The sequence below is a fragment of the Bradyrhizobium sp. MI1.7 genome, from assembly GCF_055811795.1.
Map to the genome: position 1 here is coordinate 31,846 of NZ_JBVVPO010000014.1, position 21,156 is coordinate 53,001.

At 66.5% G+C, this 21,156-nt stretch carries 20 protein-coding genes and 1 pseudogene; 1 reads left to right on the forward strand and 20 read right to left on the reverse strand.

Translation table 11 applies throughout. The features are described from left to right. Positions 1-3: 3 nt before the first annotated feature. From AC0L3X_RS15445 to blaBJP, 18 genes and pseudogenes are all read right to left on the reverse strand, one after another. The gene (locus AC0L3X_RS15445) at positions 4-318 is read right to left on the reverse strand and encodes a hypothetical protein (protein WP_063981951.1); all 315 of its coding nucleotides are present in this window, start codon (positions 316-318) and stop codon (positions 4-6) included. 9 nt (positions 319-327) lie between these two features. Next, on the reverse strand, positions 328-840 hold the full coding sequence (locus AC0L3X_RS15450; protein ID WP_063981952.1) for a phage baseplate assembly protein V: 513 nt from the start codon (positions 838-840) through the stop codon (positions 328-330). Next, complete coding sequence (locus AC0L3X_RS15455) at positions 837-1,967, reverse strand: hypothetical protein (protein WP_063981953.1); 1,131 nt, start codon at positions 1,965-1,967, stop codon at positions 837-839. Before AC0L3X_RS15455 ends, AC0L3X_RS15450 begins: the two co-directional genes overlap by 4 nt. A gap of 14 nt (positions 1,968-1,981) precedes the next feature. Next, the gene (locus tag AC0L3X_RS15460; protein WP_063986204.1) at positions 1,982-2,332 is read right to left on the reverse strand and encodes a hypothetical protein; all 351 of its coding nucleotides are present in this window, start codon (positions 2,330-2,332) and stop codon (positions 1,982-1,984) included. 11 nt (positions 2,333-2,343) lie between these two features. Beyond that, positions 2,344-3,009 (reverse strand): hypothetical protein, encoded by a 666-nt coding sequence (locus AC0L3X_RS15465; RefSeq protein ID WP_063981954.1) that lies wholly within the window; start codon positions 3,007-3,009, stop codon positions 2,344-2,346. After that, the gene (locus AC0L3X_RS15470; protein WP_063981955.1) at positions 3,006-3,554 is read right to left on the reverse strand and encodes a hypothetical protein; all 549 of its coding nucleotides are present in this window, start codon (positions 3,552-3,554) and stop codon (positions 3,006-3,008) included. The genes AC0L3X_RS15465 and AC0L3X_RS15470 overlap by 4 nt, the downstream gene beginning before the upstream one ends. Before the next feature lie 3 nt (positions 3,555-3,557). After that, complete coding sequence (locus AC0L3X_RS15475; protein WP_063981956.1) at positions 3,558-5,903, reverse strand: eCIS core domain-containing protein; 2,346 nt, start codon at positions 5,901-5,903, stop codon at positions 3,558-3,560. Then, positions 5,900-6,133, reverse strand: a complete 234-nt coding sequence (locus tag AC0L3X_RS15480; RefSeq protein WP_063981957.1) for a hypothetical protein — start codon at positions 6,131-6,133, stop codon at positions 5,900-5,902. Before AC0L3X_RS15480 ends, AC0L3X_RS15475 begins: the two co-directional genes overlap by 4 nt. Then, positions 6,130-8,103: an ATP-binding protein gene (locus tag AC0L3X_RS15485; protein ID WP_231142752.1), complete on the reverse strand. Its 1,974-nt coding sequence runs from the start codon at positions 8,101-8,103 to the stop codon at positions 6,130-6,132. Before AC0L3X_RS15485 ends, AC0L3X_RS15480 begins: the two co-directional genes overlap by 4 nt. Continuing rightward, positions 8,100-9,449 (reverse strand): Pvc16 family protein, encoded by a 1,350-nt coding sequence (locus AC0L3X_RS15490; RefSeq protein ID WP_354132230.1) that lies wholly within the window; start codon positions 9,447-9,449, stop codon positions 8,100-8,102. The genes AC0L3X_RS15485 and AC0L3X_RS15490 overlap by 4 nt, the downstream gene beginning before the upstream one ends. Beyond that, positions 9,446-9,976 carry a KAR9 family protein gene (locus tag AC0L3X_RS15495; RefSeq protein WP_187387983.1) on the reverse strand — a complete coding sequence of 177 codons (531 nt, stop codon included), beginning with the start codon at positions 9,974-9,976 and terminating at the stop codon, positions 9,446-9,448. Before AC0L3X_RS15495 ends, AC0L3X_RS15490 begins: the two co-directional genes overlap by 4 nt. A gap of 113 nt (positions 9,977-10,089) precedes the next feature. Continuing rightward, a complete protein-coding gene (locus tag AC0L3X_RS15500) occupies positions 10,090-10,794 on the reverse strand; it encodes a hypothetical protein (RefSeq protein ID WP_199877126.1) in 705 nt (234 codons plus the stop codon). 8 nt (positions 10,795-10,802) lie between these two features. Beyond that, complete coding sequence (locus AC0L3X_RS15505; RefSeq protein WP_063981960.1) at positions 10,803-11,327, reverse strand: phage tail protein; 525 nt, start codon at positions 11,325-11,327, stop codon at positions 10,803-10,805. Positions 11,328-11,351: 24 nt separating this feature from the next. Continuing rightward, complete coding sequence (locus tag AC0L3X_RS15510) at positions 11,352-12,872, reverse strand: phage tail sheath family protein (RefSeq protein ID WP_063981961.1); 1,521 nt, start codon at positions 12,870-12,872, stop codon at positions 11,352-11,354. A 36-nt stretch (positions 12,873-12,908) separates the two neighbouring features. Continuing rightward, positions 12,909-13,277, reverse strand: a complete 369-nt coding sequence (locus AC0L3X_RS15515) for a hypothetical protein (protein ID WP_063981962.1) — start codon at positions 13,275-13,277, stop codon at positions 12,909-12,911. A gap of 244 nt (positions 13,278-13,521) precedes the next feature. Beyond that, positions 13,522-14,304: a LuxR C-terminal-related transcriptional regulator gene (locus AC0L3X_RS15520; protein ID WP_063981963.1), complete on the reverse strand. Its 783-nt coding sequence runs from the start codon at positions 14,302-14,304 to the stop codon at positions 13,522-13,524. Positions 14,305-14,549: 245 nt separating this feature from the next. After that, a pseudogene (locus AC0L3X_RS15525) lies at positions 14,550-16,559 on the reverse strand (putative bifunctional diguanylate cyclase/phosphodiesterase). Between the two features lie 335 nt (positions 16,560-16,894). Next, a complete protein-coding gene (gene blaBJP / locus AC0L3X_RS15530; protein ID WP_473316498.1) occupies positions 16,895-17,779 on the reverse strand; it encodes a BJP family subclass B3 metallo-beta-lactamase in 885 nt (294 codons plus the stop codon). A gap of 272 nt (positions 17,780-18,051) precedes the next feature. Here blaBJP and AC0L3X_RS15535 point away from each other — a divergent pair, with 272 nt between their 5' ends. Continuing rightward, complete coding sequence (locus tag AC0L3X_RS15535) at positions 18,052-19,368, forward strand: alpha/beta hydrolase (RefSeq protein ID WP_063981966.1); 1,317 nt, start codon at positions 18,052-18,054, stop codon at positions 19,366-19,368. A 19-nt stretch (positions 19,369-19,387) separates the two neighbouring features. On the opposite strand, the gene AC0L3X_RS15540 is transcribed toward AC0L3X_RS15535, so the two are convergent. Together AC0L3X_RS15540 and AC0L3X_RS15545 are read right to left on the reverse strand one after the other, a co-directional pair. Next, positions 19,388-19,666, reverse strand: coding sequence for a Plug domain-containing protein (locus AC0L3X_RS15540; protein WP_187387984.1), 279 nt, complete (start codon positions 19,664-19,666; stop codon positions 19,388-19,390). A gap of 63 nt (positions 19,667-19,729) precedes the next feature. Next, complete coding sequence (locus tag AC0L3X_RS15545) at positions 19,730-21,082, reverse strand: hypothetical protein (RefSeq protein ID WP_063981968.1); 1,353 nt, start codon at positions 21,080-21,082, stop codon at positions 19,730-19,732. Between the last annotated feature and the right edge of the window lie 74 nt (positions 21,083-21,156).

The window sequence follows — 21,156 nt, forward strand, 5'->3', positions numbered from 1 at the left end:
CCCTCAGGTTGCCAGCACGCGCGTCTGCGCCACGACGGGCAGCATCGGGGTGCCCGTCGGCGTGCAGACGGATTGCCCGATCATGGTCGCGGCCGGTGCGCCGCCGATCATCACCCGTGCGGCGCCCACTACCATCTGCGCCGTGACGCAAGGCGGCGCCGAGCCGGTGAGCGAGCAGGCCGCGATCGCATAGGGGCTGGTGAGATTGACCGCGGGCTGGCCCGACAGCATCACGCGCGGGAACGGCGCGATCGGCGTCGCCTGTCCGGCATGGCTGCACAATACCGTGGCGCCGAGATGCAAGACGGGAGCGGGCATGTGCGTCTCCTAGATCACGGTGAGCGCGCCGAGATTCACGTCGACGGTCGGTCCGGTCATGGTGATGACCGCGCCTTTGCCGTTGGAAATGGTGATACCGACGTCGCTGACCGAGATCATCGCGCCCGTCGTGGTCTGCATCAGGATGCCGCCGGTCGGGCCCGGCACGTCGCTGATGGTGAGACCGTTCTTCAAGGGGGTTTGCAGGGTGATGCCGGGGACGCCGGGTGGCACTGCGTGCGCCAGTACCGGCACCTCCGCGGCACTGCCCCAGTAGCACCCGACCCAGATCGGATAGTCGGGGTCGCCGCGCTCGAACTCGATCCAGACCCCGGCGCCGATGATCGGCACCGTGAAGAAACCGGCATTGATGCCTGCGGTCGGCACGCAAGGCATCGCCCAGCTCGTCGGTATCACGGCGCCGACGTCGGGCACCATCACCTGGATCCGGCCGATCTGAAGCGGATCGATATTGTTGATCACCACCGCGCGATACTTTCCGAAAAGTGGCGCATCGCTCATGTCGGCACCTGCGGAACGGTCGAGATCAGCGCGTTGCGTGCGAGCGAGAATGATTGCTTGTAGGAGCCGCGCTCGATCTCGTGGGTGACGTTCTTGACGTAATAGAGCCCGTCGAACGGGAGGCCTGCGCCGCGCACGCCAACCAGTTGCCGCGACTTCAGAACGCGGCCATATCTGGCGACGTCGAGCTTGCCGCTCCCGAACACGCTGTCGCTGTGCTGGCTGGCGTAAGCGAGCCCCGCCATCAGCGCCTGCGGCGCGGACAAATGCGCGGTGTTGGAGAGCTTCTCGATCTTCGGCGGCAGCGGCGGCACCACGCCGAGCGGCGGGCTCATCGGCGTGATGTCGGGGATCGGCACCGGGATCGGCGCCTTGCTGTTGGCCTCCTGGAAGAACACGATCGGCATGACCTTGCGTTCCTTGTCGAAGTTGAACGAGATTTCCTCGACATTGGTGAGCGCGTCCATGTTGGTGGTGAGTGCCGGCTGCGGCGCGCCAAAGCGGATTTCCGGTCCCCAATAGGCCTTGGAGGCACCGGGCGCGGGACCGGCTTCGAGATAGAAGACGTAGCCGGCTTCACCCGCGAGCTTCTTGACGTAGGCGTAGTCGCTGCCCTTCTGCTGCGGGATCTGCTGGACCGGGATCGGCGGGATATCGAGCACGCTCGGGATCACCATCGGGATCACGCCGAGTGCTGCGTATTTGGCAAGGATGGCCAGCACGCGCACCGAGGGCGGCATCGCCGGGAAGGGCAGGCCCGGCAGCTCGATGATGTCCATCAGCGCCGACATGTCCTTGCCCTTGATCACCAGCTTGCCGACGCCGCCGCTGCCCGGCTGTGTCTCGACATTGGTGACCATGCCGTCGATGACGGACTCGGCCATGCCGTTGATGGTGACGATCAGCACCACGCGCAGCAGCGGCGGCAGCGCGCCGCCGCCGGCAAGCAGGAAGATGGTGCGCAGCGGCGAGCGCACCGGCAGGTCGAAAGTCAGCTCGAATCCGCTCTGCGCATCGCCCGATCCGATCTCGATCTTGGCATGGGTCAGCGTCTCCAGCACCTCGCGCGGCGCCGGCACCGGCGCCGGGCCGATCTGGAGCGAGAGCTGGACGCCACCCTGCATCATCGGGAATCGTCTCCCTAAAGCCCGTTCGGGCGCGGGATCTGCACGCGCTCACCGGGCGTGTCGGTGAGTTCGAGCGGATCGGTCACGACATTGGCGTCGGCGATCCGCCAATACAGTTCGGGGTCGCCAAGCGTTGCGGAGGCGAGCGTGTCGGGCCGGGCGCCGGCATTGACGATGTGTTCGCCGGCGATGCCGATGTCGCGCCCCTGGGGGATGAAGCGGCGCAGCACATAGGCGACACCGGGATCGTCGGCGCTGCGCTTGAGCCGTCCGATCGCGGTGCCGTGATAGCGGCTGTTCGGCGGAAAACTATTGTCCGGAAACGCGCCGGCATCGATCAACATCTGGACGGGATCCGAGGACATCATGTGCTCCGTCAGGGCAGGCTGGAAAGACCAAGCGAGGCCAGTGAGGCGCTCCCGGTCAGGCCGGCAAGCGTCTCGCGATTGCGCAGGTAATTGAGGAAGATGGTGCCGCCACGATGCGAGAAGCCGAGATCGTCGGTGCTCATCACATGCAGCCCGAGCGAGACCTTTGCGCGGATCGGATTGAGCGCGGGATCGAACGCTTCCTCGACGATGGAGAACTCGGCGACGCGCACCGGCGCGACCCGGTTCTTGCTCCAGACGAACAGAGTGAGCGGCGCCTCCGGCGGCAGGATCTCGAGCGTGCCGCCATCGGCCTGGCTTGCGATGCCGAGCAGATCGTCGACGCTCGGATTGACGAGCGCCTCGAGCACCGCGAGCTGCGGCGCGATGCCGAAGGCGACCGCATTGGCGTGCGCGTCGGGATCGGCGAGCTGGTCGGTAGCGTCGATCTCGGCGTCGAGCTTGATGGTCTCGATCGCGGGCCCTTTCAGCCGGAACGGTTGCGCCCGCCCGCCGGCCGAGCCGTCGCCGCCGGTGCCCTGCACCTGGTAGCTGCGGCTCAGCGTGTCCGGATTGTACTGGAGCGCGATCTGCCGTCGCACCGTGCCGCCGCCCGGCGCCAGCACCACGAGGCCGCCCTTGATCAGTTTTGGGGACGAGGTGAGGCCGGTCATGGCAGGCGATCCCCCGATGGGCCGCGCGACGGTGGCAGCCGTTTCATCTGAAGGTCGAGCCGCAAGTCGCGCTGATAGCGTTCAAGACTGCCCGGTGCGAACGCGGCAATCCGGAGCGTCGTATCGACGGCGCGGTTGACGTAGAGCGTCAGGCCCCGCTGCGCGTACACGTATTCATTGGCTTCGACCTCGAACGTCCCCTGGAACGAATTGAGCCTTGTCTCCGGCTCGCCGAGTGCGTCGAGCAACGACGGCAGCGGCTCGACGAGGACGACGTCGGTCGCATCGATCAGCACCACCGTGCCGTCGTTTGCCCATACCCGCGCGCCTCGCGCGAAGCCTGCGGCCGCGGCGTTGAACCAGTCGGTCCGGTGCCTGGCGCTGCCGAGCGCGCCCTGTCCATGCCAGGAGCGGTCGAGATCGAACACGGCTGCGACGTCGTCGAGGGAGGTCGGGTGCGCGAGGCCTGCGAACGAACGCAGGTCGCGGCCGGCGAGCAGCCGCAGCGGTGACAGAGCGAGATCCGACGGGCGCGCGGCTTGCATCGCTCAGCCTCCGATCTTCTTGACGTCGCCCTGGAAATAGGCGGCGTAGAGGTTGCGGATGCCGACGACGTTGACGAGCTTCACCGCCTCCGCATACGAGGAATAGCGTCGGCGTGATGCCGGCTGCACGGTGATCGGTTTGAGCTTTGCATATGCGGGGCCCTCAACCGCCTCGCGCAGCTTGGGATCGTTGACCCGCGGTGCGACATTCTCCCAGGCGATCTCGTCGAAGAGCGAATCGACGCCTTCGATCAGCGTATTGTTTTCGTTGGAGCCGTCGCCGAAAGTATTGGCGAAATTGTCGTATTCCGTGGTCCGCAGCGTGTGGATATATTCGTGGATCAGCGTCTGGAACATGTCCCACAGGAAATCGCGATCTTTGTCCGAGTCGGCCTTCTTGAAGATCTGGATGTTGATGTCGCCGAGATTGGCGGAGGCATCCCAGCCGCGGTCGATTTCGTTCAGCTTGTCGACCTGCGCGGCCGTGCTGGTGAAGTCGTCGGCGATCTGGTCGAGGATGATCGCCTCGTCGCCCACGGGATTGTTGCTGGCATCGAAATGCGGTGAGGCATTGAGCTTGCGATTGATGGCGCGCACGCGGTCGTTGGCCTGAAAGAAATACCGCATCAGCGCCTTCGCCTTGTCGCGCTTCTCGGTGCTGTCCATGCCCGCGAGCTCGGCCTCGGTCTCGGCGAACAGGTCGTGGATGTTGCCGCGCGCGCCGAGCGTATCGGCTTTCAGCTCGGGATGCTTCGACTGGTCGTAGTACTCGCCGAACACCTTGTCGGTTTCGTCCTTGCTGGCCTTGCCGATCCGCTCGAACTCCGCAAGCTGGTGCACCTTGTTCGGATCGCCGTGCTCCGCGGTCCCCTTGTCCTTGACCATTTCATCCCAGTAGTCCTGGATCATGCCGGGCATCAGCAGGCGCAAGGCGTCGTCGTACTTCTTCTTGCCCGCCGGGGAGTTGTCGAATGGCAGCGGGCTGCTGGGGTCGGGCCTCAGCGCCACCGCGATGTCTGCCTTCTTCGCGGCATCGGGTTCGACCGTCGTCGACAGATCGCCGGCGCTGGTGATCAGCGTGACGTCGCGGAACACGCCCTGAAGCATGACGTCGTATTTGTCGAGGATCCTTTCCGTCGCGTCAGCCTGCTGTTTGAGCGTTGCTTTCTTCGCCGGATCGCTTTCGTCCTCGGCCTGGTCGCTGAGGAGGTCGAACCGGCGGGCGATGTCGGCGCGCTCGCGGCCGAGTTCCTCCGTGGCCTTCGCCCGCTCGGCCGGCGCGAGCGCGAACACCTCCGCGGCGATGGTGGCGACCTCGTCGTGGCCCGCTGCCGTCGCAATCCGGATCTTGATGGCCATGGCATCGTAGGCGAAGGTCGGCGCGCCCTTGCCCGGTTCGCCCAGCGGCTCGACGTCGCCCTTGGCGAGCGCGTCGCGTCCGCCGCGAAAGCGGGTTGCGAAGAAGCGCTTCAACCTCTTGTACTCGGCGCCGTCGATGTCGGATTCGAGCTCGGTGACGCTGAGTTTGCCTGAACCGAACATGATCCTCAGTGCGGCGATATCGCTCAGCTCGAGCAGGTCGAGGATCGCGTTCTCGTCGTCATCAAGTGTGGGGCCGTCCTGCATCTCCAGGATCAACAGCGCCTTTTGGACTGGATCGAGCTTGAACTCGGCCTGGCCGGCTTTCCACCGACGGACGATCGCACGCGCCTTGTTGTCGCTGTCGAAGCTGCCTTCGATCGCGGCGGACTTGGTGATCTTTTCGAGATAGGCGAGCAGCTCCTTGTCGCCGAAATTGCCCTCGGCGCCGAAGAACACGGCGATCGATTCGTACCAGGCGAGCCGCTGCACCGCCGCCGGCGACACGGTCGCGCCGCGCTGCTGCACGACATGGGCGAGCTCGTGCGCCAGAATGTGCCGGCCACGTGGGCTTTGCGGATTGTATGCGCCGTCGCCGAACACGATGTGGGCGCCCGCGGTGTAGGCGGTTGCGCGGATCGCACGGGCCGAGGCTGCGGCCTGCGCGTCGGTGTGGATCCGCACATAGCTGAAGTCGGACCGGAATTGGCGTTCCATCGTCTCGCGTGTCGGAGCGCCGAGTGGCGAGCCTGCCGATCCGACCACCGCGGATACCGCGCCCGGCGCGGCCTGTCCCGTCGTGCCAGCAGAGCGTGGAAGCGGCGACAGCACCGGGGCCGGGCCAGCCGGCTGCGATGGCCGCAGGGCGTTCTCGGCCGCGTGCTCGGCTTCGCTCTCGAAGCGGTCGCGGGCCGGACGAAGCTCGAGCGAAGGCGCATGGGCCGGCGAGGATTGCTTCGGCACTGCCTTTGGTGCGGCATGCACGGTCATAGCTTGCCTCGCGGAGCGCCGGCGCCGGATGTCGTGGTCAATCGTGCCGCGATCCGATCGGCGACGGCGCGCGGCGCCTCGGCATGGACGGCGCTCGCCTCGTTGGCGGACCCCGTGAGCCGCTGTTGCAAGGCCTGTCCGATTGCGTCGGCAAGTCCCGCAGCTTCGGAGTGTCGCGACGCATCGACGACGAGACGTCCAATCCGGATATCGATAGCGGCGTGTTTCATGGCCCGACTCCCGGCCAAGGCCGCTCGAGCTTGGAGAACTCGGCACGCACCGCGGCATTGATCGCGTCCTGCTCGATCCGTCCGCCGCCGGCGGCGGCCAGGAAGGCGGCGTTAAGCGCGATGGCGCGGATGTTGCCGCCGGTCAGTTGCAGTCTGGCGAGGCCTGCGAAATCCACCTCGCCGAGCGGTGCATCGGAGGGGAACTGCATGCGCCACAATGTTTCGCGCGCGGCAGCGTCAGGGTAGGGGAACTGGACCACGTAGCGGATGCGGCGCAGGAAGGCGCGGTCGAGCGCGCTCTTCATGTTGGTGGTGAGGATCACGAGCCCGCGATAGGTCTCGATCCGCTGCAAGAGGTAGGCGATCTCGATATTAGCGAAGCGGTCATGGCTATCGCGCACCTCGCTGCGCTTGCCGAACAGCGCATCGGCCTCGTCGAACAGCAGGATGGCGCCGCTGGTCTCCGCGGCCTCGAACAGCCGGCTCAGATTCTTCTCGGTCTCGCCGATATATTTGCTGACCACGCTGGCAAGATCGATGCGGTAGAGATCAAGTGCGGCCGCGCTCGCGATCGCTTCGGCCGCGTAGGTCTTGCCGGTGCCGGATTCGCCGGCGAACAGCGCGGCGGTTCCGAGCCCGCGGCCGTTATGCGCGGCAAAGCCCCAGTCGCCATGGACGCGCGGCCGGTGCTGCAATTCATTCGCGATGGCGCGGAGCTGCGCGGTTACCACCGGGGGCGCGACCAGGTCGTCGAAGCCAACGCGGCTGTCGATCCGCTGCGCCAGCGTGTCAAGCCCGCCGCGCACCGCGGCGCGGCAGAGCCGCCATACCGCCGGCCCGAGCAGAGCGGGATCGGCCTGGGTCTCGGCGAGGGCTTCGGTGACCACGAGGCGCAGGTCGGCGGCGGGGACGTCGAACTGCCGCAGCGCCGGGCGCAGCGCGGCTGCGAGCGCGGCGGCCTGCTCGCGCGTAAGCCCGCGCAAGGCTGCGACCTGCCGCGCGGCGGCCGGGGCATCGGCGACCTGGAGCCGCAGCATGCGGCGCTGCCGCAGTCGCGACAAGCGGGCCGGCTCCGGCGCGTTGAGCACGATCGCGGGTCCCATCAGATGGGCGAGCAGCGTCATCGCATGCGCCTCGGCATCCGCCGCCTCGATCGGGCGGTCGAGCTCGAGCGCGATGATGGCATCCGAGAGCGCGGCCTCGCGGTCGAGCAGACGGGCGATCTCGGCGAGCTCGCGCGGATCGTGCGGCAGGTCGCGGGCGTGCAACCACAGGCCGTTCGCACCGAGGCAGGCGAGCGCGGCGCGCGCGAGGTCGCGCTGCGGCTCGATCTCGCCGCGAGCGTGACCCAGGGTGGCCAGGGCGGCCGCGCCCGTGCCGAGCGCGTGCGCGATCGTGTTCGCCTGTGGTGTATCGGGCTCGATGGATCCGACCGGCTCGCAGCGAACGAGCCCGATCAGGCGGGCATCCATCGCGGGGAGGCCGGTCAGGTAGTGCAGCACGCGCTCGTCGATCTGGATCGGGCGGCGCGGCGGCGCCTCGCGGCCCTCGCATGCGATCAGGCGCCAGCGCCGCAACGGCCGGAGCGGCGAGAGCGCATCCCAATGTGGTTCGCTCAGCATCTGCATGGCGAAATTGAACGTCGGCTGCGTGCTCGCGATGGCTTCGGGCGCTTGCGCCATCGCCACGCCGACGAGGCGACGCAGCGCACTGTCGAGCTCGACGCCGGCCGCGAGCAGCACGACGTCGCGCTCGAACGCCGACAGGCCGAACAGCTTGGTCAGCGCCTCGAGCGCGGGCTCGAAATCATCGGCGCATTCCGGCGGAGGCGGCTCGGCGTTGGCCGATGTATCGCGCAACTGCCGTGCGAGGCGCCCGCGCAGCGCAGCGAACTGCGCCGCCAGCCAATGCTGGTTGCGGCTGGCCCAATCGAGCACGGGCTGCGCTTGCGGTCTGTCGTGCATGTTCATGGCGGCACGCTCAGGGTTTGCGAGGCATCGAAAGCGGGCGCATCGCCGCTGAGATCGAGCAGGAGGCTGTCGACGCCGTCGATGCGCAACCGCGCCGGATAGGCCCCGGCGGGAAGCGTCGCGGGGAAGTCGAACACCAGCGGATCGGTGGCCGCGCTGCGCGGTTTGGCGGTGGCTTCCGCCGTGCCGAGGACGAGGCTCGCGCGCTGCCGCGGCTGCACCTGCGGCCGCGAGAATAGGGTGGCCGTGACGCGCAGCGGCGCAGTCTTGCGCAGCACGGTCGCTGCGGACAGCGAAAGTCCGGCATCGGCTACAATGACCAGTGCTGGGGCGATGACCAGGGCCACCGCGTTGGTCTCGCGCTCATTGGCTTCGCCGGCCGGCAGCAGGCGCAGCGTGAGGCTCCATTGCCCCGGCGCGAGCGCTGCCTGCGCGGCAGCATCGTTCGGCAGCGTCACGGTGAGCTCGGTGCCGTCGTCGTTGGGTGCGCCCGGCACCAGTTCAAAAGGCGCCGGAAATAGCGGGTGCGCCAGCCGCACATGAAAATTGCTGCCGCTGAGGCGAATGCCGGAGAGCGCCACGGGCTCGCCAAGCCGTGCGCCGGCCTGCTTGTTCTGCGGCGTCGCCGCAAACAGCGTCGGCAGCGGAGGCAACGTGTCGGGATTGACGACGACGCCGCGGTCGCGCTTGGTCGCGGGATCGATGATCCCGCGCGACAGCGCCGGCAGCGGCGAGACTGCGGGCTTCGTGGCTTCGATCAGCACCACCGACACCACATAGGCGGCCGTCGGCCGGTAATGCGACTGGATGGCCGCCCATAGTCGTGACATCTCCTCCGGCCCCATCACAGCCGGCGTGATCTTGATCAACTCGGCCTGATCGGCAAGGTCGGCGGCAGCGAGCGCCTGGAACGCTGGCGGCAGCATCGCGACGTCGAGCGGATTGGGATTGAGCGCGCGCTGCACCGCGGCGCGATCGAGCACCGGGCGCTCGTGCAACAGATGCATCCCATAGCCGAGCAGGATTTCGGCCTGGCAGTCGACCCGCGCGTAGGCCGTCAGCAGATAGTGCAGGTCGAGTGCGAGCGGTGCGTTGGTCAGTCGCTCGCCGCTGGTCGAGGACCGCGACGGCAGGGAGCGGTTGCGCCAGCCCGGGTTCGGCGTCACCTGATGCAGGAACAGATTGAGCCGCGGCTGCTCTTCAGGGCTGGCGAGGTCGATCGTGTCGGGCGCAACCGCACTGACATTGACGGTGCCGCCGACCGCGGGCCCGGCCTCGATCAGCCCGTTGTCGAGCAGGTTGCGCAGCACTGCGCTGACCGCGCCGATCGCGAGCGGCGAACTCATGCGCGGCCTCCGGGTCCAGGGCGGCGCAGATAGTCGGATAGCGACACCGACGGCTTTGATGCGGGCTTAACGGCGCGTGCCGTGCGTGGGGGCTCCGGCGAGCGGATGTCGATGCGGTCGATCGTCACCTTGATCACCGGCGGTGTCTCGCGCCGGCGCTGCGCCTGGCCGGCGAGCACGGTCTGGCCGAGCGGAAGCGCCGGCGGTGTTGCAGCTTCGTTTCGGGGGCGGGGCGTGTCGCGCAAGACCGTGTCACGCGGCTGTGTGCCGCGCGGCGGATCGCGCGGGTCGGCAGGCAGAGGGGCATCGACAGGCGATCTCGACGGCGCGTCGGTCGATTGAAGCGGCGGCGCGGCAGCTGCGACCTTGGCCTCGAGACGCAACGGTGCGCCTTCGTTGTCCGGCTCCATTTGTCTGCGCTGCGGCGCCTGCACGCCAGTGGCAGGATCGTCTGCGCCGGTGATGTTCGGCAATGCCGCCGGCGAGGATGCCGGTGTCTGCCTTTCATCCCGTGTCGTCTCGTGCATCGGAGCATCGTCATTCCGGGGCGGGGCGGCAAAACGCGGCGGCAGGGCAACGCGTGCCGCGCCGGGAATCGGTTCGCAGCGGCCGATGCGTGCAAGATTTTGCAGGAGGCCCGTCATGACGCGCCCGCAAGTTGCAGGTAGGCGGCGCGGCGGGTGTGCGGCAATGCCAGCACCTCGGCTTCGCTCCAGCCATATTCGCGCGCGAGCGCGTCGACTTCGAGCAGGGTACGCTCGGCCGCCGCCTGCACCTCGGCCCAGAGCGCCGGCGCGATGTCGATCACGGCCTGCCAGGCGTGGCCGCAATCGGGGCAGTCGAGCGCAAAACTGAGCACCGCTCCGGGATCGCAACGTTCGAGCTCGGCTTCGACCCTATGCAGGATGTCCTGCGCGGCCGGCGGCGCGTCACCGAGGCAGCGCGCGAGCAACAGTTTTGCCGCGGCGGCGGAATCGCAGGTCGCGGCGAGGCTTGCAAGATCGGAAAGCGTCGGCAGCCGCAGCGCCAGCTCGCGGCCCCCGTTCGTGATACGCGGCGGCACGGCGTCAGCCGGTGGTGCAAGTCCGTCCGCGAGCACTGCGCTGTCCGCCGTGAACTCGCAGTCGGTGTGACAGGTGGGGCAGGCGGCGCGCAGCCGCCACGGCGCGCCGAACAATCGCGTGCGCAAGGCCAGCAGAGCGGCATTGCCTGTGCCGATCGAGTCCGTCGGCGCTGCGCCCGCCGCCGCGAACAAGGCATCGTCGCGCTGGCGCTGCGCGCGGCCGGCGGCCCGGTCCCACATCGCCAGGATGTCCTGCTCGCGTTGTGCGGTGGCGGAGAGCATGAGCGGTCTCAGGCCGGATCGGTGAAAGTGGGCTCGGACGGCTCGGCGACGGCTTGATCGCGCTCCCATCCCTCGTTCTCCAGCTTGATGTGCTGGATCGCCACCGCATTGGCGTTGGCGTCGAGATCGGGTAGCGACTGGTATTCGGAGACCCAGCAGCGGTAGATCTTGTAGGCGAGCGCGAGCTGCCCGGCTTCGTTATAGACCTCGAGGATGATGTCCTTGCGGAAATCCTTCAGCGAGACCTCGGCGCCAAGTCCTGCGCCGAAATGCCAGACCTTGTTGGCCCATTTCTCGAACTCGGTGTCGTGGGTGACACCGCGATCGAGCGTGATCGCCTCGAACTTGCTGCGGCCGGGCGACTTGCGTCCCGTCGAGGGATCACCGCCCTCGCGGTGCTCGACCACCTCGGTGGTGCGTTTCAGCGCCGACACCTTGCTGATGCCGGCGACGTAGCGGCCGTCCCATTTCACGCGGAACTTGAAGTTCTTGTAGGGATCGAAGCGCTGCGGATTGACCGAGAACTGTGCCATTTGCTTGCCTCAGGTGTCTTTGCCTCAGGTTGGAATGTCGCCGGCGATCTGCTGGATCTTGATGACGACGAACTCGGCGGGCTTCAGCGGCGCGAAGCCGACGATGATGTTGACGATGCCGAGATTGATGTCGGCCTGCGTCGTGCTCTCGCGGTCGCATTTGACGAAATAGGCCTCGCGCGGCGAGCGGCCCTGGAACGCGCCCTGCCGGAACAGGCCCTGCAAGAAGGCGCCGATGTTGAGCCTGATCTGCGCCCAGAGCGGTTCGTCATTGGGCTCGAACACCACCCATTGCGTGCCGCGGTAGAGGCTCTCCTCCAGGAACAGCGCCATGCGCCGTACCGGAACGTATTTCCATTCCGAGCCGCGGTCGTTCTGGCCGTGCAGCGTGCGCGCGCCCCAGACCACGTTGCCGTAGACCGGCAGCGTGCGCAGGCAGTTGACGCCGATCGGATTGAGTTGGCCGTTCTCGGCGTCGCTCAAGCTCAACGCGAAGCCGACGCCGCCGTTGACGCTGGCATCGGTGCCGGCCGGCGCCTTCCAGACCCCGCGCGTGGCGTCGGTTCGGGCGTAGACGCCGGCGACGAAGCCGCAAGGTGGAAAGTCGCGCACGACGCCGGATTGCAGTGGATCGGCCTGCATCACCCACGGGTAGTACAGCGCGGAGAAATTGCCGTCCGAGCCGGTCAGGCCGGCCTCGCCGTTGGCGCCGCTCATGTTGGCGACGGTCTCGTTCTGGAGGCTGTCGATGATCAGGAACGCACGGCGGACGTGGCAGCGTTGCTGTAGCTTGGCGAGTGCGCCCTGGGTTGTTGAATTGACGTTGGTGAGGCCGGGCACGCAGACCAGGTTGAAGATGTCGATACGATCGACGATCCCGCCGGTCGCGAACAGCGGATCGATCGCGCTGACGAACGGACCGTCATTGGCGGAGAGGACCGTGCCATCGGCTCCGCCCGCAAGTGGTTTCGTGGCCGGGGTCGGGACCGTCGTTGACGCCGTGGTCAGCTTGTCCATGAAGGCGGAGCGGCCGTTGACGACGCTCGGCGCGTAGCGCGGATCCGCCTTGTTCATCGACAGGTCCTGGAACGTCTCCACGATGTCAGTGCTCGGCGACGGGCCGATGACGTCGAGCCGGAAGCGGGTGCTGTCGTCCGCGCGTAGCGTCAGTCGGACGCTGTAGGAGTTGGCCCACAGACCCGGCGAACTCGCCTCGATACCGAGATCGTTGATCGCGCAGGTCGCGGTCTTCGCGTCGTTGGCGGGCGTTCCCGAATTGAACAGCGCGATCCGCACGACGTAGGCGTCGCTGCCGCCGTTGTCGAAGAATTGGCGCACGGCGTAGCCGAGATTGGCGCGGCGGTCGAGCCCGCCATAGGCGCGCTCATAGTCGGCAAAGCTCGAGATGCGCACGGCACGGTCAACGGGGCCGCGCGGCGCCCAGCCGATGAACAGCGCGATCGACGTCGCCACGCCCGAGATCGAGCGCACGCCGCTGGAGATTTCCTCGATATAGACGCCGGGTTGCAGAAGGGCTGAGGGCATGTCGGCTCCTGTGATTTGGCGGTCCGTCTTCCTTGGTCAGACCGCGGCGATGGTCTTGCCCAGCCGGCGCGCGCGCCGCTGGCGCGGCCTGCGCCTCGGGCCGGGCGGATCCCGAATGGCTTCCGACAGGGATTGCGTCGTGATCTCGGTGATGGCCGTGCGGTGCGGCCGCAGCTCGTAGAGCGCGCCGCTTTCGCCGCTTGCGACGATGGTGACGACCTTCATCCGCGGCCGACTGTGCAGAAGGCTTGCGAGGCTGTCGCGCTCGTCCGGTGCCTTCTGCGCCACCACGAGAACGTCGGCCCGGGTGCGGCGTGCCTCCGCCGCCAGATTGGCGTCGTCACTCGTCCCGACTATGGACAACGCCGGATCTTTCGCGACGACATGCTCGAGAAGATCGGTCATCAGCCTCGGAAATCCCGCAATGAGGATGCGTCTCTGTCGCAATGGCCACCTTTGCGGTGAGCCTTGCACAAGGCGCGACGGCGCGACTGAGCCAAAAGGTCTAGCGAGGATGGAGCTGATGGTCCGGACCATGCCCGCGGTGGTGAGACCGCGATGACGCAAACGGGCGCGCGCTTCACCGCGACATGGCGGCTTCGCGCGCGATGCCGGCCCGTGCCGGCTCGGAGGATCTAGGCCGAAAGGTCTAGCGGGTCTGGATCCGCGACGATGCAGGCGCGGGCGCGCCGTTCGCGTGCAGATGCTTGCTGATCTCGCCGCGCCGGCGAATCTGCAATTTGCTGAGCACGTTGTGCATGTGGTTCTTCACCGTCGAATTGCGGATCCGCAAGGCTCGTGCGATCTCTTTGTTCGACAGCCCTTCGCCGACGAAGCGAATGATCTCGTGCTCGCGTGGTGTCAGCGTGTCGACGCCGGCGGCCGGCGCTCGCGTGACGGTCCGCGCGGAGAGCAGCGCGAGCCGGCCGAACAGGGCGGCGGCGACTTTGGGTGAGCACACGAGCTCGTCGCGCATCGCGTTACGGACGGCGGCGACGACGTCGCTGATCGAACCCTCGCGCAGCACGAAGCCGGACACGCCGGCCTCTGCGCAGGCCAGGATGTCCTGCTCGGCCTCGGCGACCGCAATGGCGACGACCTTCAACGCCGGCGTCAGCGCGCGGCAGGCTGCCGATTGCTGCAAGCCCTGCGGCGTCGCTATGTCGACCAGCAGCACCTGCGCGCCGCTGTCGACGACTTGCTCAGGCAGGGTCGCAAGATCGCCGTGTCCGGCGATGCGTAAGCATTCCTGCCGGGCCAGGCAGGAACTGAGGCCTTCGCAGAGCAGGCGCACATCGCTGAGGATGAAGAGGCTGATGGGTATGAGGCTGCCGCCGTCCGGCTCGGCGGGCGGCGGTGATGCATGCGAAGCGGTGAGGTGGGAATGCGGCGGGGCGTGGCGCCCTGCCGAAAATGACGCATTGGACGACATGCCTGCCTCCCGATTGCCAACTCACAACCGTGTTTGCCGCCGCGCCCAGTTGAAGGCCACCAAGATCAAAAAGTTGTATATTAAATATCTTTCCCCTTGAAATTGAGTATCGCGCGTTTTGGCGTCGCTGACAAGCACCGACACGGCATCCCGGCATGTCGGGGGCGTTTCGACGCATGTGAAGCGGACGATTGACAGGCAGCAATTTAATTTATCAGCGCTACGCGTGCGTAGAGATCTGGACTTCAGGCCACGATCTTGGCGCCGGCGTCGCCGAGACGCTGGCGTTCCTTTGCGAGATAGTCGCCGATCGCATCGCCCGACATCGGCTTTGCGAAGTAGTAGCCCTGGATGAAGTCGCATCCCAGGCGGCGCAGGCTGTCGAGCTGGGCGCGGGTTTCGACGCCCTCGGCGACGCAGGCGATCTCCATGTCGTCGCACAGGCCGGCGAGAGACTTGATGATCTTGTGACTCACCGGATTTTCGTTGATGTCGGCGACGAAGCTGCGGTCGATCTTGATCTTGTCGAGCGGCAGCCGATGCACGTGGCTCAGCGAGGAATAGCCGGTGCCGAAATCGTCCAGTGAAATGCCGCAGCCCATTGCCTTCAGCGTCGCGATCGACTGCTGCGCGCGCACGAAGTCGAAGGTGACGGCGGTCTCGGTGATCTCGAAGTCGATCCGGTGCGGCGGCAACCCGCTTCTCTCGATGATCGAGATCAGCGGCAGAATGCCCTCGGCTGCGCAGACATCGTGAGCGGAGAGGTTGAACGACAGGCGGATGTGGTCGGGCCAGGTCCTTGCCGTCGCGAGCGCGCGGACCAGCAGCGCCTGCGTCAGCGGCCGGATCAGGCCGATGCGCTCTGCGGCCGGAATGAAGTCGGCCGGCGAGACTAGGCCGAGGCGGGAGCTGCGCCAGCGCGCCAGGACTTCGAAGCCGGCGGTGTGCTCGCTCATCGCGTCCACGATCGGCTGGAACACCAGGTCCATCTCGGTGCTGAAATCGGCGGTGCGGAGCAAGTTCTCGATGACGCCGCGGCTGCGGATCTCGGCCTCGAGCTCGCTCGAGAAGATCACGGTGCGGCCGCGCAGATGGCGCTTGGCGTGATAGAGCGAGTAGTCGGCGCATTCATAGAGAGCTTCGGCGCTGGTCGCCGAGCTTGGGAACAGCGCGAAGCCGATCGAGCAGGACAGCCCGGTATGGGCGGTGTCGAGCTGGTAGGGCAGCTTGACCTGTTCGCCGATGCGCTGGCCGAGCCGCATCAAATCGTCATCTTCAGGATCGCCGCACACCACGAGGCCGAACTCGTCGCCGCCGAGCCGGGCAAATTCCACTCGCTGCGGGCCGAAGCCTTCGCAAACTTCGCGGATGCGGCGCCCGGCTTCGATCAGGACGCGATCGCCGACCGAGTGGCCGTAATTGTCGTTGATCGGCTTGAAGCCGTCGAGATCGATGATCCCCACCGCGACGCGAACGCGCCTGCGCTCGGCGTCGGTAAAGGCGCTCGACAGCTCGGCGAAGAAGCGGCGGCGGTTCGGCAGCTCGGTGAGGGAATCGAGATTGGCGAGGCGGAAGTTCTCGTCCGAGAGCGCTTGCGTCGCCGCCTGCTACGCCAGCAGCGATTTGCGGCTCGAGACGAGATCGGCGAAGTCGCGATAGTAGATGAACAGCACCGTCACCATCGCGCCGGAGACGAGAAGGTTGTTGACCGCGATCGCCTTCAGCGTCGGTTCGCCGGTGGCCCAGAAGAACAGCACATAGGGAACGTCGACGACGAGCGTCACGATCAGCGCCGCGGAACGCAGATGCATCAGCGAAAAGATGCAGCCGATCACGGTCACCGCCATGTAGAAGGCGACCTGGCTCTTGGCGAAGGCATCGCCGTAAGGGTACAGCGCAAAGGACCATGCGGTGAAGCCGGCGCCGATCGGCAATGTCATCCAGTTGGTGGCGCGCAGATTGCGCAGGATATCGGCATCGCTGCGCACGAGGTGCCGCTGGCGTAGCCACCAGAAGGTCCGAAGCGCGGCGAGCACGGTGAGCACGCTCGGCACGATCATCGTCAGCCAGTCCGGCGCCACGTTGACATAGGTATAGGCAACCGCGATCGTGTTGCTCATCAGGATGAAATAGAGCAGCGGGATCTGCTTCGAGAAGGCGTCGAACTGCGCGCGCGTCAGGTCCGGGTTGTCGGCCGGCACGCGAAACAGCCGCATCGCAGCGGCGAGCTGAGACTTCAAATTGACGACAGGCATTGCAATACGCGCCCCGGATCCCTTCAAAACGGCGGCGATCTTGCACGACGGGGGTAAAGGTCGCGTTAGGTGGGGCTGCACGAAAAGCCAGCGCAGGTTGCGCGCGGCCACGGGATTTTCCAGCCGCGTGCATTGGTGAGACCGTGTTAAGGATATCCGGCGGCCGAGGCGCGTGTCTCAGGCACACCTTGCCCGCAGCCACCCGCAGCTACGATCCGCTAACCATGCGAGACCTTGGCTTTCACATCGGCGACGGCGCATGGCCGCGCGGTCAGCCGACGCACGTGCTTCACCTCTCCCCGCGGAAGGAGAGGTGAAGAGAGGACAAATGGCCGTTATTTCTTCTCCAACGCCGCCGTCTGCTTGGTGAGTTGCTTGTCGAAATCCTCCGACAGGCTGGTTGCGTAGGTTGCGAGCTCGTCCGGCTTGACGAACGGGTTCGGTGCGCCGTCCTTCATCTCCGCACGCTTGGCCTGCATGCCATAGACTTCCGGATGCGGTCCGAGCAGCACGTCGATCTTCATCGCCTTGGCCTTGGCGAAGGTCGCGCGGTAATCATCAACGATGCCGGCATAGGTCGGCTGGCCGACCAGCCGGTTCAGCGCCACCGTGCCGCTGCAGAAGAACAGCACCTCGCGGTCCTGGCCACCGTCCTTGACGGTCATCTCCCAGCTCGTACAGCCCGGCGAGTGGCCGGGCGTTGCATGCGCCGTCAGCGTGGTGTCGCCGAGCGTGACCTTGTCGCCTTCCTTCACCGCGCGGTCGACCTTCACCGCCGGAAAGGCGAGGTCCTCGTTCTTCTCGTCGCCTGGATAGTAGCCGCCTTCGAGCAGCGGTTTGTCGCGCTCACCGGCAACGAGCTGCGCGCCGGTCTCCTTCTCGATCTCGGCGAAGCCGCCGGTGTGGTCGAGATGCGCATGCGTGTTGAGGATGATCTTGATGTCCGCGACCTTGAGGCCGAGCTTCGCGATGTGCTCCTCGATCATGCCGGTCGACTGGGGCATCGCCGTGTCCATCAGGATCAGGCCCTGCGATGTCTTGATGACATAAACGGCAATGCCGTCGGTTCCGACATAATAGATGTTGCCGATCAGCTGGAACGGATCGAATGGCGCCGTCCATTTCTGCATGACCGCTGTCAGGAAATCCTTGATGGTCTGCGCCTGTGCGCCGGTTGCGAGGAACGCCAGCGCACATAGCGTGGCCGCGAGCTTCTTCATAGGTTGCCTCCCGAAGTGTTCTTGTTCATTTTGACCGTGCGCGCCTTTTGCTTGGCACGGCGCGGTGCGCAAGCAACGTCGCGCGAGCTGCGGCAGCAACGGCCTCGTATCCGGAAATATTCATGGGCATGCACGGAATAACGGTCGCCGTTCGGTTTGAGCATGGCGGCTATCGCTGGAATGCGGCCGCTTGCTGTTTGACCGCGCGCAGGCGGCCCGCCATACTTTGCGTCAAGGCGAGCCGGAAAGACTTGTCGGCACCGGGAGCTGAAATGACCAATTCATTCTCCGTCCTCGCAGGGACGCTGATTTCCCTCGTCTGCTTCACTTCAATTGCACTGTCGCAGCCGGCCTGCGTCACCCAGAACATGGCCGTGCCGCCCGGGGCCAACACCACCGATAAGGCGGCACGGTTCTTCATCGACACGACGGGCCTCGACTTCAAGACGGCGCCGCCGACGCGCGATCCCTCGAACCCCAACTATCCGCGCGCGACCGAGCTACCCGACGGAACGCTGCCGCCGTCCGGCGCCGAGGGCAATTTCATCATCGGGCCCACCCACAATCCCGCGCCGGAGACGATTGCGAAGGAAGGCGTGCCACGCGGCACGACAAAATCCTTCACGCTGACGTCGAAGGACAGCACGATCTACAATCCCGGCCTGATCCGCGACGACGTCGCCGGCTGCACCAATTCCTCGATCATGACGACCGTCACCGCGCCGGATGACAAGTCGCACATGATCGTCACCACCAGCCATCCTGGAATCTGGTCGCGCACGATCGACGTCTACGTGCCGGCGCAATATGTGCGCGGCACCGAGGCGCCGTTCATCGTGGTCGGCGACGGCGGCTCCAACGCCTACAAGGACCTCGCCACGACGCTCGATAATCTGATCGCGCAGCGCCGCGTGCCACCGATGATCGCGATCCAGATCGGCAACGGCGGCCAGGACGCGCAGGGCAGCCAGCGCGGCCGCGAATACGATGCGGTGTCAGGCGACTATGCGCAATTCGTCGAGCGCGAGGTGCTGCCGCTGGTCGAGAAGAACGCCGACGTCAAGTTGACCAAAAACCCCGACGGGCGCGCGACCATGGGCCTGAGCTCGAGCGGTGTGGCGGCCTTCACCATGGCGTGGTTCTATCCCGATCTCTATCGCCGCGTGCTGGCGTTCTCGCCGACGATGGTCAACCAGCAATGGCCGCACGATCCGTCGCTGCGTGGCGGCGCCTGGGAATATCACAGCGCATGGACGGGGCCGGCCGGTCCCAACCTCATATCAAAGGCCGGCGTGCTCACGCCGGCCGAGCCGCCCGGCGTGCCGCTGATCGTCGCCGCGCCGGCGAAGCCGATCCGCTTCTGGTTCTTCGGCGGCGACCAGGACCTGTTCTATCCGAACCCCACCATTCCCGACGGCATGCACGACTGGACCCTGTCGAACGCGCTGATGGCGAAGGTGCTGGCGGAGAAGGGCTACCACTACCAGTTCCTGTTCGTGCGCAACGCCAAACATGTCGACCGGCCGACGATCGCGCAAACGCTGCCGTCGGCGCTGGAGTGGGTCTGGAAGGGCTATCCGATCCCCTGAACGCGAAGTCGCGCGAAATCTAGCGGCCAATCCCTATCGTCACGCCGGCGGTCGAGCGCATGGCGTCCCGGAGGGTCGTCGCGTTCATGTCGTCAAGGATCTGACGTGTCAGCACGGTGGTCTGGCCGGGCGTGTTGAGGATCGTCTCGCCGCGCGAGGTCGAGAGCCGGTCGGCCTTGTAGGGCGCGGCCCGATCGGTGGCGGGCGCATGGTGCGGGCGTTTACCGGACGCCGCAAAGGCCCCTTGCGAGATGCAGAGGGCGGCGATCACGATCAGGCGCAATGATCTTGCGGGCATGCGGCCTCCCATGTCCAAGCCGTCAGCCTAGCATATGGCGGGCATGGTCGCAGAGGACAAGGGTCAGGCGAGAGCGGCCCGGCGCTCCCGTACCGGTTCGCGGGGCCGGTCGGGGTTACGCGGCTCGGCGAGCCGGGTAAAGCTGCGCTGACCCGCCGACGCGGGCGCCTCGACGACGACGCCCTCGCAGACGATCTGCCCGTCCAGCATCCTGAATTCGAGCTTGTCGTAGCGTGGCATGGTCTCGCCGGGCGCGGGCGGCAGCAGCTCGACGCGGCCCTGGATGTTCAGCGTGGCGTCGCCGGCGCCGTGAAGCCGCGGATTCCACATCCTGATCCCGGTCTCCGTCCAGCGCTGCCGGATCAACGTGGCGCGGTCGACGGGTTCCACGACCTTTGCGCGCGTCTTCGGAGCGCTGGGGATCACCGGAGCGGGAGACTCGAGGACCGGCTCCGGCGCGACATGCGTGACGGCGCTCGCTGTGTCGGCGGAGGGACCCTCCGTTGCGATCGGGGCGGGATCGTTGGCCGGGACCGGCTCGATCTCCATTGCGACGACAGAGATGGCAACGCTGTCGATGCTGTTCCCGGAGACCTCCCCCGCCGAGACGTCGCTGTCCGCAAGCGCGACACACGTGTCCTCCACGACAGTCGGCTCCACATCAGCGACGTCGGAGGAGGTATCGTCGTTGACGGCGAGAACGGGGGCATCAACCGGAGCGGTCTCGATGTCGATAGACGAGACCGGCGTCTCCTCTGCGACGACGAGCTCCACCTCGGCCGAGAGGTCGGGAGATGGATCGCTGCCGATGACGGGCTCGGAAACGTTGGCCTGCCGGCTCTCGGCCTCGACAGGCGACAGCCGCGCCTCTTCAACGATGACGGGTTCAACGATCTCCGGAAGTTCCACAGGTGGGTCGCTGATGACGAGCTCGGGTGCACCGACCGGCTCACTCTCGATCTCGACAACCGGGACCGGTGTCTCTTCTACGACAACGGGTGCGACGCTGGTCTCAAGCTCCGCGGGCGGATCGCTGCTGACGAGCACAACGGCCTCGCTCTCCACCTCGACTGATGAGACCGAAACCTCTTCGACGACGATCGACTCGACCTCTGTCGGCGCTTCCAAGGATGAATCATCGGCGACGCTGATATCAGTTGACGCTGCGGACGGGCTCTCCGGGATGACAGAGATAGCGGCGCCATCTTCGGCGACCGGAGCCGCAACGGTGATCTCGGTGTCACTGGGCTGCGGGTTGGTGCTGATGCCGTCGGGAGCCGGAACGGCTTCTGCGATGTTGGCGACGATTGCGGGCGAATCGCTTGCCGCGATCGGCGCGACATCGATGCTGCCGCCGTGAGGCAAGGGCCTAAGCCGGGTGAACGCCCATTTCACCGCGGGAATGCGGCGCAGCAACGATATCAGTCTCGAAAGCACAGGGAGTTGTCCAAGAGGTACTCGGCGTGAAGCAATCGCTGATTCGCCAGCAA